This is a genomic window from Acinetobacter sp. AOR12_HL (assembly GCF_027855275.1).
GTDB lineage: Bacteria > Pseudomonadota > Gammaproteobacteria > Pseudomonadales > Moraxellaceae > Acinetobacter > Acinetobacter baumannii.
Window position 1 is genome coordinate 1 of sequence record NZ_JAKTIJ010000038.1, and the last position, 15084, is coordinate 15084.

Consider the following 15084-nt stretch of genomic DNA (forward strand, 5'->3'; position numbering starts at 1 on the left):
GGCTTTGTTGCACAAAGATTTAAAAGTTAAGACTTCTCATATCTACTCAAATTTAAGTGACAACTCGGGTATGTGGTCTGCCTAAGTCCGTAAATTTATTTAATACTGCCATACGTGCATGAATCTCATTGACTTGGCTTTGAAAATTTCTCGCACTGAGTTTATCCCCCAATAATTTGATGCAATGCATCTTGGTTTCAACCAAACTTCGCCGATGATAGCCTGACCATTTCTTCCAAATAGTTCTTCCTAAACGTTTAACTGTTCGAAGCAACTCATTGCGTTCTAGCGAGCTCATCTTTTTATCTTTCCATGGCTTCGCATTTTTTCTTGGTGGAATCACTGCATGTGCTTGCCGATTCGCAATGACCTGTCGGCACTGTTTGGTATCATAAGCTCCATCGGTATAGACGGAGTCAACTCTCTCATCTTGTGGAATCTGATCGAGTAAATCACCAAGTACCTGTGAATCACTCACATTGTTGGTTGTGAGCTGAACAGCGCGTATTTGTAAGGTTTTAGCATCTATACCAATATGTAATTTACGCCATTGGCGACGATATTCAGGCTCATGTTTTTTACGCTTCCATTCACCCTCATCTAAGAATTTCAGACCTGTAGAGTCAACGATTAGATACAGTCCATCACAACTTTTTTGATAGCTAATCACAATATCAATATGCTGTTGTCGTCTACAAATTGTAGTGTAGTCTGGCGCTATCCAATTTAACCCACAAAGATGGATGAGACTTTGAACAAAGCCAGTGACCATGCGTAAAGACAATCGAAAGAGAGATTTAATCATTAGGCAGCATTGGATAGCTGTGTCGGAGTAAGTTTGATTTCGTCCTTGTTTGCCTTTTGATGGGGCATACCATTGCGTAACAGGATCAAACCAAATGGCAATATTTACACGATTAATGAGTGCTCGGTTATATGCAGGCCAATTGGTTGTGCGGTAGATTTTGTGTGTAGGCTTCTTCATTTGAAAATTATATTGTGGAATAAGCCTTTAGAGATAGGTTTGTGCAACAAAGCCATTGCCAATTATATGTTCCATAACAAGGATTTCCCTGTTTTGAATAACCATGAGGTCTATGTTCATGAGATTTAAATCCACTTTCATCAAGATAGATGATCGGGTGTTGATACCTTAATCGGTTTAAATCTTTTAAATACTGCTCTCTGAGTTCTGTTTTTGCTTTCGGGTGCAGTAAGGTCTTTTTTTAACTGTGATATTTAGACGCTTGAGCGCATCTCCAATTGTAGAAGTACCACAACCAAAACGAGCAGCGCGCTCATATTGATAATCATCAGGATATTGTTCAACATCTGCACGTAAGGCATCATCATCAACTTTAGATGGTTTTCTTGGTCGAGTTCTTTTTATTTCGATTCGCTTTTTCCATTCGACAATTGTATTTTTATCAATTTCGAAGTGCTGAGCAACCGTTCGAATAGATTGGCCTTCTTCAAGCTTGGCTAATATTTTGTTTCTAAAATGTATTGGATAACTCATATCGGTATTGTATTGTTTTTTTTGCGTGCTTACTATATGGACACGGGTGCGGCGATGAGGTGCTCAAGCACTTTGCTGCACGGTTGAGGGAACACATTCGCGCAACCGACATGGCTGCCCGGATTGGGGGGGAGGAATTCGCTGTGTTGTTGGAAGCGGCATCGATTGAAGACGCCCAAGTATGGGCGGAGCGATTTCGTCAGGACGTTGCGACGACAGCGGTGGTGTGTGGAGAGGTGTCGATCAGCTATAGCGCCAGCATGGGGGTAGCCCCCCTTGACGTCCGCTTAAACTCTTTCGAGCAGGTGATGCAGCAGGCGGACAGCGCGCTCTACCAGGCAAAAAGACAAGGGCGCAACCAAGTTGTGGGCGCACAAGTATTTCAGAATTGAGAGGAATGGCGATGAAGGAAAAGCAACCGGACCCGATCAAAACATTTCGTGCCCAATGGGCAGTGATGACGTTCTACGAGCGCTTCGAACAGGTGATCGCGCTCGCGCTGTCCGCAATCATTGCCGTGATCATCGTGGTCTCGCTGCTGCAGCTGATCTCGATCGTCTTCAGCCTGCTGGTCATCGATGCGTTCAATCCGCTCGATCACAAGGTCTTCCAGATCGTGTTCGGCATGATCATGACGCTGCTCATCGCCATGGAGTTCAAGCATTCCATCGTGCGGGTGGCCTTGCGCCGCGATAGCATCATCCAGGTCAAGACGGTGATCCTGATCGGGCTGATCGCCCTGGCGCGCAAGTTCGTGATCCTCGACCCGGAGACCAGCCCCGCCAAGATCGCGGCGCTCGCAGGCGCGACGCTGGCCCTCGGGGCGACTTACTGGCTGCTGCGCGAGCGCGATGACCGGGCCGCCGGGGAAAGCCCAAATGAGCCATCGTGATCGGCGCCACGCGCAGGCTGCCGCGGGGTTCACCCTGCTGCTCGAACCGGCGGCGGCTTCCGGGCTGACCCTGCGGCTGTATGGCGCACGCCCTCTGCACCCGAATGAAGCGCCCGATCTTTGGGCTGTGTTGCGCGAACTGGCGGCGCGGGCCGGGTTGCCTGCCGTGCTGGTACTGCACTACGTGCCCAGCGGGGTCGTCAACGCCTTCGCCACCGGTACGAAGCATCACGCGGCCATCGCGCTGACCGACGGTCTGCTGCGTAGCCTCACGCCCCGCGAGTTGACCGGCGTGCTCGGCCACGAAATCGCGCATATTGCGAACGAGGATTTGAGTGTCATGGGCCTGGCCGATTCCATCAGCCGGCTCACCCATCTTCTGGCCTTGTTGGGGCAAATCATGCTCCTTTTCAGCCTGCCGGCCTTGCTGTGGGGCACAGTCGCTATCCAGTGGCCGGCGCTGCTGTTGCTGGCCGTTTCGCCGCAGCTCGCGCTGCTGGCGCAACTGGGTTTGTCGCGGGTGCGCGAATTCGACGCCGACCGGCTCGCCGCCGAATTGACCGGCGACCCACAGGGATTGGCTTTGGCGCTCGCCAAGATCGAGCGGGAGAGTCGCGCCTGGCTGCTGCCCGGATGGGGCAAGCCGGAACCCTCCTAGTTGCGCACGCATCCGGCGACGACAGAGCGCATCCAACGCTTGCGGGAATTGGCTGATTCGATGGCACCGCAACCGCTTCATTCCAGCCCATTTCTGCCGGACATCCCCTTGGCGCCACGCCCACCGCGTTGGCGCGCCAGCGGTGTCTGGCGCTGATTTCAACAAGGAGAATGGCATGACCTGCCCCGACCTCAACAGCCGACCAGCGCCGGACCGATTCATCCGGCGCTGGCTCGTCATCACTGGCTGCATCGCCGCACTCATGCTGCTGTGGCAGTTCTTGCCTGCCATCGAAGCCTGGTTCAGTCCGCACGAAGCGGCCGAGCGCACGGTGACACCGCGTGGTGATCTGGCGGCAGACGAGCAGACCACCATCCAACTGTTCGAGAAATCGCGCGGGTCGGTGGTTTACATCACCACGGCGCAACTGGTGCGTGACGTCTGGTCGCGCAATGTCTTTTCCGTGCCGCGCGGCACCGGCTCCGGCTTCATCTGGGACGATGCCGGCCACGTGGTGACCAACTTCCACGTCATCCAGGGGGCATCGTCTGCCACGGTCAAACTGGCCGACGGTCGCGATTATCAGGCTGCGCTGGTGGGCGCCAGCCCCGAGCACGACATCGCCGTGCTCAAGATCGGCGTCGGCTTCAAGCGCCCGCCCGCTGTGCCGGTGGGCACCAGTGCCGACCTCAAGGTCGGGCAGAAAGTGTTCGCTATCGGCAATCCCTTCGGATTGGACTGGACGCTCACCACCGGCATCGTCTCGGCGCTCGACCGCACCCTCGACGGCGAAGGGGGCGGGCCTGCCATCGATCACCTGATCCAGACCGACGCCGCTATCAACCCCGGCAACTCCGGCGGCCCGCTGCTCGATTCGGCCGGGCGGCTGATCGGCATCAACACCGCCATCTACAGCCCTTCGGGCGCGTCCGCTGGCATCGGTTTCGCTGTGCCGGTGGATACCGTCATGCGCGTGGTGCCGCAACTCATAAAGACCGGCAAGTACATCCGTCCGGCGCTGGGCATCGAGGTGGATGAGCAGCTCAACGCGCGTCTGCAGGCGCTGACCGGTAGTAAGGGCGTATTCGTATTGCGCGTGACGCCGGGCTCGGTGGCGCACAGGGCCGGGCTCGTCGGCGTCGAGGTCACCGCAGGCGGCATCGTGCCCGGCGATCGCGTTATCAGCATCGACGGTATCGCCGTCGACGACGTCACCACATTACAGGCCCGGCTAGACGACAAGAACGTTGGAGATGTTGTGGTCTTGTTAGTGGAGCGGGCCGGCAAGACTCGCGAGATGCTTGTGGAACTACAACCGGGAGTTTGATGGAAAGTGGGTCATGGATCTGCACAGCGAAGCAGTCAAGCGACTTCAGCCTTGCGCCGAACTACGAGCCCTAGCTAGTGCAGTGGGGGGAAGGCTGTTTAGGTTAAATGGATATAAGGGAGTCATTTTTGATTGTGTTTTTAAAAGAAGGTGTTGATTTTTTTGGGTAAGCATTTAGGGCGTCCAAGGGTTGGAGCAGTTGGCACGGATGAGAGAGCTCAATGCTCGCTAGGGATTGGATCTATGTGTTTTTTCTGACTGACTGCTTACGTGTTGGAACGGGCAACATCGGAAAAGGATGAATTTTTATTTTCACCATTTACCGTATTTTTCGAGCCTGGGCGAAAATTAGGATGATACTTTAGCGCCCTTAATCATTTTGCCATGAAAGGCAAAACGATCCAGTCTCAGGTGTAAGTGCTCACTGTATATATCACCAATAGTAGTCCACTAATTCCAATTAAGAGTAGTCCACCGATTCCAATTAAGAATAGTCCACCGATTCCTGATTAATAGTTCTAGAGAAATCTCTAAATCCAAATTACATCTAAGAATAGCTACATAACTCCTAGATCAACAATATGCTTGTTCAATCTTTCAATACATAGGAATTCAGATTTATTTGCATTCATCTCTTTAAACACGTTATTTTCTGATTTTACTCTTATAGGCATATCTACTAAATAGCATAGATTTTCAGCTCGTGTGATCGCAACATAGTGTAAATTTTTATCCCCTTCTAAATCGCTAAAAGTCCATTGACCTTGTTTCTTTGTTTTACGTGGCAATACCCATTGTTCCAAACCAAGGTGGATAACAACTTTAAACTCCAAACCTTTTGACTTATGAATTGACATTATTTGTAATTCATTTTTATTATGTGGTTTATATTTTTTCAACAAGAATTCATCATTAAAAATATTTTTTGTTGCCAAAATAAAATTTTCACAATCACCTTTATAATTAGTTTTATTAATTAAGCCTTTAATTATTTCACAAATTTCATCAGTATCATTTTCAGTTCTTATTTTTTTAACTTCAACCTTAAAATCATTTAATTTAATGTTAATAAACCTAGACTTATAATTCTCATATATTGAGTAACTTGAATAATTCTTACAAAATTTATATAAAATCAAATCAGAACATAACTGTGCAATATAATGATTCATACTATCAAGAGGATCATCTTCGTAAATTCTATAACTATGACGCGTATTCAAAGCATAATGCTGAACCGTTGCATTATTAGCTGCTAATATCACAAAATCTGAAAAATCAAAATTATTCTCATCTTTAATTTTTTGTATAAAATCATCTAACTTAGCGTATCTATGTTTTCCTGAATTATTTATATGCAATCCAAATATGTTTTTTTTATCAATTTCTTCTAGATCTATACCTTTTAAAAAAGCTCTAGCATATAAATCAATAGATGGGTCACATCTATGGTTTTGATCAATAGCATATTCTTTAAAATCGTGCTCATTTACAAGCGAAGTTAAATTTTCAGGAATAGCATCACGCCATCTGTAAATTGACTGATCAATATCTCCTACCGCTGTAAATTTCAACCCTAGTTTTAAAATTTCTAGAAAAACTAGATGTTGTCCTGATGAAGTATCTTGATATTCATCTACAAACAAGTATTTATATCGAGATGATATGTATCTTCTACAGACTGATGAATTTTTAAGTACAAACAAAGCTAAAGGTGTTACTGTTCTTTGCCATATTTTTCCACTTAAAAATAATCCCTTAAAAGCATTATCATTTTCTATATCTTTTAAATATATTTCTCCATTCGCAAACTCTTGTACAAATGGAATAGATTCTTCTTCCGATAAAATACTTACGATCTCAATATCATCGTTCTCATTGCCCCATAGCTTTGGCAAAAAAGGTCTAATAATTTCATTGATCAGAAAGCCATCTATAGTACCTAGATAATTGAGATTTGAACTTATCGTCTTCTTTTGAAATTTTCTTCTCAACTCTTCACTAGATTTTCTGGTGAAAGATAATCCTATTATTCCATTATGTCTTTTTAACTTTTCACAACATAAACTCATTTTATTAATAAGAACGGTAGTCTTTCCACTCCCTGGACACGCCATGATTACCGAATTATTTTCAATATCTTGAATTGCTTTTATTTGATCATTCGTCAACTTCATAACAAGACCACTTCTTTGGCAGTTTCAGAGTTCGTATTAATAAGAACTGGAGATTCAGTGTCAGTGTCAGATTGTTTTAATAATAAATTTATTAAGTACCTAATCGGCTTGCCAAAATCACTTTCATAAATTTTTTCAAAGCCTTTCTTTTCTAATTTAGCCATTAATATTTGCATATTTAGGGCTTTGCTTTTTTTGAGAAAATCTACTGCACTATTATTATTTTTTTTACCTAATGCCTTCTTAATTTCTTCAGAAGCAACACTTACTAAATCACACTCTAAATCTATATTAGACATAAATATGCCATGTGCATTTATCATCTTTTCAAAGGCTTTCCACCGTTTATCACCCAAAATATTAACTCTATTTAAAGGGTAAAGACTATGCTTCCATTTTTCGGAATCTCTATTTAATATTCCATAGCATCTATTAACTCCTAGATATTGCCATTTTATACATTTTTCATCTGTATAATTAATTTCAATTTTCTTATATACATAGCAAGGATTTAAAGAGTCATTTTTATTAAAACCATGAACTTTGCAATTCATTTCTACAGTACTAATATCATTATCAGTTCTTAATGAAAATGGTATTTCTAGAGCTCTTAAAACGGCTGCAAATACTTTAAATTGAATTCCTCCAACTGCAAAAACGGATAAATTGTAGTAATCAATATCAACTTTATTTTTAAGCAACAGTTCCTTATATAGAATTTCTTCAGATGGGCCCTCAACTAAAAAAACACCACTTGAAAAAAATGCTTCTGCAGGGATAATGCTCATCCTATAACCTAATTCTTCCCATGCTTTTTCTAGTTCTTTTGTACAACCATTACTGGCCGCAATTGTAGAGAAATCTTTCTTAAATAATCTAATAATAGAACTTGGCGAAAAACTTGAGGCTATTTGCGGAGAGTGTGTTGTTATTAAACATTGACTTTGTAATTCTGAAGATAAATAACTAGCTAATTTTCTTTGTTGATGTGGGTGTAAATGTGCCTCTGGCTCCTCAACAACATAAAACACTACTTCATCATTTGAATCGTGTTCAAATTCGCTCAGTGCCTTCCATAAAGCAATTAAAATTTGATTATTACGTCCATCACCACCCAACATAACATTTGAGCCACCGCTCATTGCCCCTAATTGTAATTTATTAATAAAATCATCCACTTCTATACCACTAGCATTTAGTTTTACATCATAATCATCATGGGCATAAGCTAATTTCTTTAATTCTAAATTAACTTCTTGAGTAGCAGTTTTTACATATTCTAATTGTGCAACTTTATCGTCTAGGTCAACCAATTGCTTAGAAATTTCTAGTACGTTTTCTCGATCAAGCTTTTCTTGTTCTTCAGTAATCTTTGTTTTGGAGATCCTAAGTAATTGTTTTTTCTCTTTAGCAATAAATTTGCTTAAATCTCTTTGGGAAGAAATATACTTTAAATTGATATATTTTAAATAATAACGACTTTGAATTTCAGATAAGTCTGTCTCATTTTGACCAAGATATAATTTATAATCTAGATTTTCTTTAGAAGCCATGTATTTAAAAACACATTCTCCATCATCACTTACGTGTTCTTTCAAAATGGATAATGCAGCTTCTTCTTTAATATCAAAGAATTTAATTATGATTTCTAAATTTTCAGACTGGACACCACCCTGTACATGAAAATCCAACTCTGATGGCTCTATATCCAATTCAGAAAGACTTCTGTCTAACATGAGGCGTAATGCATAAATGAGATTAGTTTTACCAACATCATTTTCACCAATAATTAAAGTGTTATTATTAAAATTTATTGTCGCATCTTTATAATTTCTAAAACCTTTTAGAATTACTTTATCAATTTTCATCATTTTACCCTTAATTATTACGCCACCGCATCATTAAACGCTTCAACAACCCCAAATATGTTGTCAGCATCCGCATCACCAAACACACCATCAATCCCTTCATAGTGGATCTGATTAAACGGTGGTTCATATAACTGCGCTGCTTCTAGCACGCCATTTTGAGTTAAATGATCAATTAGCATTTCCACAAAACGTATTTGTTTCTCGTTATACGTTGAGCCTTGCAAATACTTAGAAAAGGCTTCTTGTACCGCCTGACGCTCTAATCCGACCAGAGAACGAATGAAGAGAGGTAAGGATTTTTCAGTCCCAAAACATTCTTCAAATTTATCTCGGCTTTCAACTTCTTGCGCTTCAAAAACAAAGCGTTCTAACTCACTTAGATCGGTCGGTGTCAGTGCTAAACCACGTTTTAACTTTGCAATCGTAATATGATTTTCATTCGCTTTGATGAAACTTTCTACACGCTTACGGTACTGAGCAAGATTGACACCACTTGATACGACAGGAATATCAACCGCTTGCATATCTCCAATTTCATCATCAAGCATGGAATACACAATAGTCGATGTGGATTTTTCAATCAGTTTCACCAAGCCACGAATACGTTTACGCATCGCCTCAAGCATTGGCAAGGTAATGCCTTTCCAATATTCCACGGTTTGAATATCTTGAATCAGCGCAATCTGTTCTGCAACAACAGGAATATTTTCTTTGCTTTCCAGCTTAGAAGCAATTTCAATCACTTTATTGGCATAGCTTTGAGTTGCTGTATTGTTCTTTTCCAATACTGCCAACTCAAGGTTGTAGCAAAGCATATCAAACAGTTTGGCTTCTAAAGTTTCAGGCTCAAGCTGATTCGGGAGTTTCGAAATGTGTTCTCGTAATGTACCGATGGCAAGATCATCTAAGTTGTTCCAAGCATCATCATTTTTGAAATGTTCAACATGCTCAAGCTCAGACTTTACAATGAAATTGTCATTGTTCATTGACTTCACTTCAGTCTGTAAACTTTGACGCATATCTTGCTGTACAGCTTTTAGCTCTTCTGTGGCATCGTCCTTCGCATTCAGTAAACTCAGGATATTTAAACGTGCTTTAAACAAGCGTTGTCCGAGTGGCTCTGTGGTCGCAACAGGCGCACCATCAGGGTTTTCATTGAAGTATTCAAAGTTAGAGCAATAGTCGAAGATATAAAATTCTTTTTTATCATCTTCAGGGCTGAACAGTTCTTTGCAGAGTCGTGTGCCACGCCCAATCATCTGCATAAATTTCACTTTAGAGCGCACAGCTTTAAAGAAAACTAAGTTGACCACTTCAGGCACATCAATCCCTGTATCGAGCATATCCACTGAAATCGCAATCTGTGGCTCAGGTAAATCTTTCTTGCTAAAGTCATCAATTAAGCTTTGTGGATACTTAGTGGCATGGGTAATGACACGGGCAAACTTGCCATCATATTGCGGATAGTTTTCATTGAAGCGATCAGCAATAAACTGGGCATGTTTTTGATTGACGGCAAAGATAATAGTTTTACCCAAACGATCTCCACCTTCAGTTTTAATACCATTTTCCATCAAGTGCTTGAGCATTAAATCAATCGTGCCTGTATTAAACAGCTCTTTATTGATTTTGGATGCTGAAACTTCTTCAGGTGCATCTTCATCGCCCCAATTTAGACTGTCCCAGTGTTGTTTTTCCTCTTCTGAGAGTTCGTCATATTTTACGCCTTCACGCATAAATTTAAGCGGAACAGAATAAGCTTTCGGTGGCACAAGATAGCCATCGGCAATGGCTTGATCGAGGTCGTAGTAATCAGTCGGTACACCGCTTTCTAAGCCAAACAGTGCGTATGTATCACGATCTACTTCATCTCGTGGCGTTGCGGTTAAACCAACAAGCAAGCTATCGAAGTATTTAAAAATCTCGCCAAATTTTTGGTAAACGCTACGGTGTGCTTCATCAATAATAATCAGGTCAAACATGCCTGTACCGAATTGTCGTGTACCGTCCGCATTTTTTTCGTCAATCAAGCCGATCATGGTTTGATAGGTCGAGAAATACACACGACCCACTTGGTTTTTATCTTCAAGTAAATTGACGAATGAGGCATCTTTTAAATTGGCTTTAAAGGCGTTGTGCGCTTGATTGACCAATGAAGTACGGTCTGCAAGGAATAATGCTTTTTGCACCACATTGGCTTTCATCAGCACATCGACCAGTGCAATGGCGGTACGGGTTTTACCTGTGCCTGTCGCCATAATCAGTAAGCCTGCACGTTCTTTACGCTGATAGGCTGCAAGCATGGCTTTTATGGCACGGGTTTGGTAGTAACGCTCGACAATGTCCGTATTGATCGGGAAGCTGCTTAAATCAGGGTTGTTTTTACGTCGTTCAATCAGACGCTTGAGTTCTGCCTGCGTATAAAAACCATGTACTAAGCGTGGTGGGCCACCTTGCACATCATTCCAAATTCGGGTTTTGTAACCATTGGTATAGAAAATGACAGGGCGTTGTCCTGTTTGTTGCTCTAAACAGTCTGCATAGAGCTTGGCTTGTTGTTGTCCAATATCAGGGTCAGTTGATGTACGTTTGGCTTCAACCACAGCCAAAGGCAAGCCATTGGCATCATACAGCACATAATCTACTTCACCTTTACCCGATGGATTCGGCATACCTGTAACAGCAACTTCTTCTCGAACAGATGTACCAATGTCCCAACCTGCTTCTTCAAGCATGAGGTCAATTTTAAGTTTTCGAGTTTCGTCTTCTTTATAGTCGGTATGGTCTTCAATTTTGCTGTTGGCAATTTTGGCTTGTTCAACGTCTGCACGTTTCTGTGCAAGTTCAGCATCTATATTTGCAAGTAATTTTTCACGCTCTTCTAAACTTGCGGACAGTTCAAATAGTTTTTGTTCACGTTCCCGTAAAGCTTTATGTTGTTCAGCAAACTGTTTTTCTTTAGCTTCTGTTTCTTTTTGCAGTTGTTCTTGGTTGGCGGTGATTTGCTGAGTATTGTCAGCATTTGGTATTAGTTTTGGGTTAAATAAAATCGACTGAGAGCGGTCTTTTGATGGTGAGCCATAGTTACGTTCAAACCAAACATACATCAAAAATAAATGGCTGATGTGTTTAACGGTTTCTTCGGTGGTAAGTTGTTTGAACTTTTTCCCATGTACGGCACTGTTGCCGACCATGCGGATATTGTCCATTTTGTCCCAAATGTAGGGCGGAATCAGGTCTTTAAATTTGAGATCGTTGAGTAAGTTATGTAGTGAAGCATCGTAAGGTTGGGTAAGTTTTTTGTCGTATTGATACAACCACAGCACAAGGTTTTCAAGTGATGTACGAGCCGCTGCAAGGGCAAATTGGGGGGATATATACGTGAGCTTTTCAGCTTCTTTGGCAGTCGCTGCCAAGCTTTTAAATTCAGGTTCTAAAAACTGAAAGTTGCTCATGTATATATTCCCTCATATTTTTAATTAAATGTTATAAAGTGCCGTTAAATGCTTGGTTTTGTAGTGCTTTAAACAAGTTATCAAAATTTAATGCTTGTTGGTTGAATAAGTTTCTATTTTTCTCAAGTTTTTGAAAGAAATTAGAAAACGTGATTTGTAACTCAATCGGTGGAACATTAATAATCAAACTTTTAACATCTTGTTGATTGATACTAGATTGATTCACAGCATCTTTACGCTTATTCGCTATCTGATTTAAAACAAATTGTTGTTTTAAAAAAAACAGTAAGTAATAAGTATCTAATTTTGAAGTATCAACAGCGAATCTCATCATGTTTGACTCAAACACTGTAGATTCTTCTAAATTCCTGATTAAAGCAGTTTTTCCTATATACTCAGGACTATTGACTCGGTTAATTACTAGATCAAATTTATTTAATTTATATTTTTCAATATCAGACTCTTCTAGTGATAATCTTTTAAATTCTTTATTATCAATAATATCTCCACTTTTAAATCCATCAATCCTTACAATTGGTGTACCTTGACCATACATATTGGCAGGTTTATACAATCCATTTTGGGGGCCAACTAAAATAAAGTTATCTAGTTCAACTTGTTCATAATTATTAGGATTACTGACAGGATCGCCAAACATATCAATAAAAGTGGCTTGTAAAAGCTGATCTAACTTTTCAATCGCTTGCTGACGTTTTTGGCGTAGCTCATCCGCTTGATCTAAAATAGAAGCAATTCGGCGTTGTTCTTCAAGTGGTGGGAGTGGGATTTTTACAGACTGCAATCCTTCTCTTGTAATTTGAGGTTGGGCAGAACCTGAAATAACATCGGCAAGCCCTCTATATTTCAAATAATATGAAATGTAGTTGATATAAGCTTTATTTTCATCAAGATCATCTAAAGCCATCGCATTGCCATTAATGTAAGAAAATGGCACAGAGACATTAATAGTGCCGCAAGTAGCACCACGACAAGTTATTAAGATGGTTGGCTTTTCATGATTATACTCTGAATGAAATCCAATTATCCCATTTGCACCATAAACAGGATAACCATGTTCTGATAAATCTTTTGAAGATATTGTCTTCCATTGTTTTGGACGACAAATTTCAAATAATGGTGTCTCAATCACTTAAGCATCTCCTTAAGCGTAGCCATTCCTTTTAAAATATCCTGCTCAAGCACTTCCAAATCCGCCAAAATTTTACTTGGTGCTTCATATTCCACTTGTTCATACACCACTTCCTTATAACGATTAATCGACAAGTCATAACCATTGGCAGCAATATCGGCTTTATCCACCATAAAGCTTTGCTCTGTGGCTTTACGACCTTTTTCACCCTCTAAGTTTTTAAAACGCGCAATAATGTCAGGAATGTTGTTATTTTCATGCTTAGATGCATCTAGCTCATTACGCTTATCATCCAGCGAATAACCATCCGCCTGCATATCATAAAACCAAACTTTGTCCGTACCGCCCGACATGGTTTTGGTGAAAATCATAATGGCAGTTGAAACCCCAGCATACGGCTTAAATACACCTGACGGCATGGAAATAATCGCTTCAAGCTTTTGCTCTTCTACAATCTTTTGACGCAAATCTTTATGCGCTTTCGATGAACCAAATAACACACCATCAGGCACAATCACCGCAGCACGACCACCAGTTTTTAACAAACGTAAGAACAAGGCTAAAAACAGTAATTCAGTCTTTTTGGTTTTCACAACAGCTTGAATATTCTTGGCACAGCTTTCATTGTCCAAACTGCCTGCAAATGGTGGATTGGCAAGAATCAAACTGTATTTTTCAGCAATATGTGAATGCGCTTCACTTAAAGAATCACGATTTTCAATACTTGGGTTTTCTACACCGTGTAGCATCATGAGAGGTGGATCAGGAAATTTGAACAACACTTATAAGTGATATTTTGCTCCCCAAATGATGTTATAAACATCAATATATGGAGTATTTTATGGCACGTAGACCAAGAAGAAATCATTCAAATGATTTTAAAGCTAAGGTAGCACTTGCTGCGATTAAAGCAGAAAAAACACTTGCTGAATTGAGTGCTGAATTTGATGTTCATCAAAACCAAATTATCGACTGGAAAAATCAACTGATTTCAGCTTCCTCGCAAGCTTTCGATCAATCAAAAGCTCCAACAGAACCACCCATCGATCTAAAAAAACTACATGCAAAAATCGGTGAGCAGGCATTAGAAATTGATTTTTTAGAAGGTGTGTTGAAGAAACTGGGCCGCTTCAACCACAAAAGTTAATCGATGACTCACTTCAGATTTCAGTATCTAAGCAAGCTCAGCTGCTGAAAGTCTCCCGTGGTTGTTATTACTATCGCCCAAAACCTGTGAGTGCATCAGATCTGAAGCTGATGCGGTGTATGGATGAGTTACATATGCAATACCCTTTTGCAGGTAGCCGTATGATGCGTGATTTGTTGAATCGTCAAGGACATCATATAGGACGACGTCATACACGTACTTTAATGAAGAAAATGGGCATTAATGCGTTATATTGCAAACCAAATTTAAGCCAGGCTAATCAAGCTCACCGCAAATATCCATATCTGCTCAAAGGATTGGCTATTCAGCGCAGTAATCAAGTGTGGTCTACGGATATAACGTATATCCCTATGGCAAAAGGCTTTGTTTATTTATGTGCTGTGATTGATTGGCATAGCCGCAAGGTACTTGCGCATAGAGTATCGATTAGTATGGAGGTTACATTTTGCATAGAAACATTAAATGAAGCTATTGAAAAATATGGTCGACCTGAAATATTTAATACAGACCAAGGCAGTCAGTTTACCAGTGATGCATTTATTGATGTATTGAAATCAAATGACATCCAAATCAGCATGGATGGTAAAGGTCGATGGGTTGATAATGTGATGGTTGAACGATTATGGCGGAGCGTTAAATATGAAGAGGTGTATCTCAAAGCCTACAGCAATGTTTTGGATGCGAAGAAGCAATTAAACGCATATTTTGAATTTTATAATTTGAAACGACCTCATTCGAGTCTGGACAAAATGACTCCAGATGAGTTTTACTATGACCAGCTACCACAACAAAATAAGGTAGCTTAACTAGAGCAGAGTATCACTTATAAATAAGCTTTTAGTTGTTCAAACATGTGGGACCACCTCT

The 15084-nt window shown here is 41.4% G+C and carries 11 protein-coding genes and 1 pseudogene; 5 read left to right on the plus strand and 7 right to left on the minus strand.

The genetic code is table 11. The features are described from left to right. Nucleotides 1–52 precede the first annotated feature (52 nt). Entirely contained in the window at nucleotides 53–985 is a 933-nt protein-coding gene (locus tag MKL36_RS16805) for an IS5 family transposase (RefSeq protein WP_270909008.1), read from the minus strand. A 186-nt stretch (nucleotides 986–1171) separates the two neighbouring features. Further along, nucleotides 1172–1519 carry an IS630 transposase-related protein gene (locus MKL36_RS16810; protein WP_004740195.1) on the minus strand — a complete coding sequence of 116 codons (348 nt, stop codon included), beginning with the start codon at nucleotides 1517–1519 and terminating at the stop codon, nucleotides 1172–1174. Here MKL36_RS16810 and MKL36_RS16815 point away from each other — a divergent pair. The 4 genes from MKL36_RS16815 (at nucleotide 1507) to MKL36_RS16830 (ending at nucleotide 4396) form a co-directional block, all read left to right on the plus strand. Then, on the plus strand, nucleotides 1507–1911 hold the full coding sequence (locus MKL36_RS16815) for a GGDEF domain-containing protein (protein WP_223153528.1): 405 nt from the start codon (nucleotides 1507–1509) through the stop codon (nucleotides 1909–1911). The two genes, MKL36_RS16810 and MKL36_RS16815, sit on opposite strands and share 13 nt — an antisense overlap. 11 nt (nucleotides 1912–1922) lie before the next feature. Then, nucleotides 1923–2411 carry a phosphate-starvation-inducible PsiE family protein gene (locus MKL36_RS16820; protein ID WP_002033414.1) on the plus strand — a complete coding sequence of 163 codons (489 nt, stop codon included), beginning with the start codon at nucleotides 1923–1925 and terminating at the stop codon, nucleotides 2409–2411. Beyond that, nucleotides 2398–3069 (plus strand): zinc metalloprotease HtpX, encoded by a 672-nt coding sequence (locus MKL36_RS16825; RefSeq protein ID WP_442866689.1) that lies wholly within the window; start codon nucleotides 2398–2400, stop codon nucleotides 3067–3069. Before MKL36_RS16820 ends, MKL36_RS16825 begins: the two co-directional genes overlap by 14 nt. Before the next feature lie 175 nt (nucleotides 3070–3244). Then, nucleotides 3245–4396, plus strand: coding sequence for a S1C family serine protease (locus tag MKL36_RS16830; protein WP_004740204.1), 1152 nt, complete (start codon nucleotides 3245–3247; stop codon nucleotides 4394–4396). Nucleotides 4397–4953: 557 nt separating this feature from the next. On the opposite strand, the gene MKL36_RS16835 is transcribed toward MKL36_RS16830, so the two are convergent. The 5 genes and pseudogenes from MKL36_RS16835 to MKL36_RS16855 all read right to left on the minus strand — a co-directional run. Next, nucleotides 4954–6573 carry a UvrD-helicase domain-containing protein gene (locus MKL36_RS16835; RefSeq protein WP_005134232.1) on the minus strand — a complete coding sequence of 540 codons (1620 nt, stop codon included), beginning with the start codon at nucleotides 6571–6573 and terminating at the stop codon, nucleotides 4954–4956. Then, a complete protein-coding gene (locus tag MKL36_RS16840) occupies nucleotides 6570–8441 on the minus strand; it encodes an ATP-dependent nuclease (RefSeq protein WP_021510880.1) in 1872 nt (623 codons plus the stop codon). The genes MKL36_RS16835 and MKL36_RS16840 overlap by 4 nt, the downstream gene beginning before the upstream one ends. 17 nt (nucleotides 8442–8458) lie before the next feature. Beyond that, entirely contained in the window at nucleotides 8459–11899 is a 3441-nt protein-coding gene (locus tag MKL36_RS16845; protein ID WP_021510879.1) for a DEAD/DEAH box helicase family protein, read from the minus strand. A gap of 31 nt (nucleotides 11900–11930) precedes the next feature. Continuing rightward, nucleotides 11931–13049 carry a restriction endonuclease subunit S gene (locus MKL36_RS16850; protein WP_021510878.1) on the minus strand — a complete coding sequence of 373 codons (1119 nt, stop codon included), beginning with the start codon at nucleotides 13047–13049 and terminating at the stop codon, nucleotides 11931–11933. Beyond that, nucleotides 13046–13801 (minus strand): annotated as a pseudogene (locus tag MKL36_RS16855) (HsdM family class I SAM-dependent methyltransferase); the annotation flags it as partial. The pseudogene MKL36_RS16855 and the gene MKL36_RS16850, both read right to left, overlap by 4 nt. 77 nt (nucleotides 13802–13878) lie before the next feature. On the opposite strand from MKL36_RS16855, the gene MKL36_RS16860 reads away from it, so the two are divergent. After that, nucleotides 13879–15023, plus strand: a protein-coding gene (locus MKL36_RS16860) for an IS3 family transposase (RefSeq protein ID WP_085944219.1) whose coding sequence is annotated in 2 segments (ribosomal slippage) — nucleotides 13879–14143 and nucleotides 14143–15023 — 1146 coding nt in all. Because the reading frame shifts where the segments join, the coding sequence is not laid out codon by codon here. The last annotated feature ends 61 nt before the right edge of the window (nucleotides 15024–15084 follow it).

What these genes read in the sequence shown, in the direction of transcription:
- MKL36_RS16805 (WP_270909008.1), bottom strand. Translation starts at nt 985, where the DNA reads ATGAAGAAGCCTACACACAAAATCTACCGCACAACCAATTGGCCTGCA.
- MKL36_RS16810 (WP_004740195.1), bottom strand. Translation starts at nt 1,519, where the DNA reads ATGAGTTATCCAATACATTTTAGAAACAAAATATTAGCCAAGCTTGAA.
- MKL36_RS16820 (WP_002033414.1), top strand. Translation starts at nt 1,923, where the DNA reads ATGAAGGAAAAGCAACCGGACCCGATCAAAACATTTCGTGCCCAATGG.
- MKL36_RS16825 (WP_442866689.1), top strand. Translation starts at nt 2,398, where the DNA reads ATGAGCCATCGTGATCGGCGCCACGCGCAGGCTGCCGCGGGGTTCACC.
- MKL36_RS16830 (WP_004740204.1), top strand. Translation starts at nt 3,245, where the DNA reads ATGACCTGCCCCGACCTCAACAGCCGACCAGCGCCGGACCGATTCATC.
- MKL36_RS16835 (WP_005134232.1), bottom strand. Translation starts at nt 6,573, where the DNA reads ATGAAGTTGACGAATGATCAAATAAAAGCAATTCAAGATATTGAAAAT.
- MKL36_RS16840 (WP_021510880.1), bottom strand. Translation starts at nt 8,441, where the DNA reads ATGAAAATTGATAAAGTAATTCTAAAAGGTTTTAGAAATTATAAAGAT.
- MKL36_RS16845 (WP_021510879.1), bottom strand. Translation starts at nt 11,899, where the DNA reads ATGAGCAACTTTCAGTTTTTAGAACCTGAATTTAAAAGCTTGGCAGCG.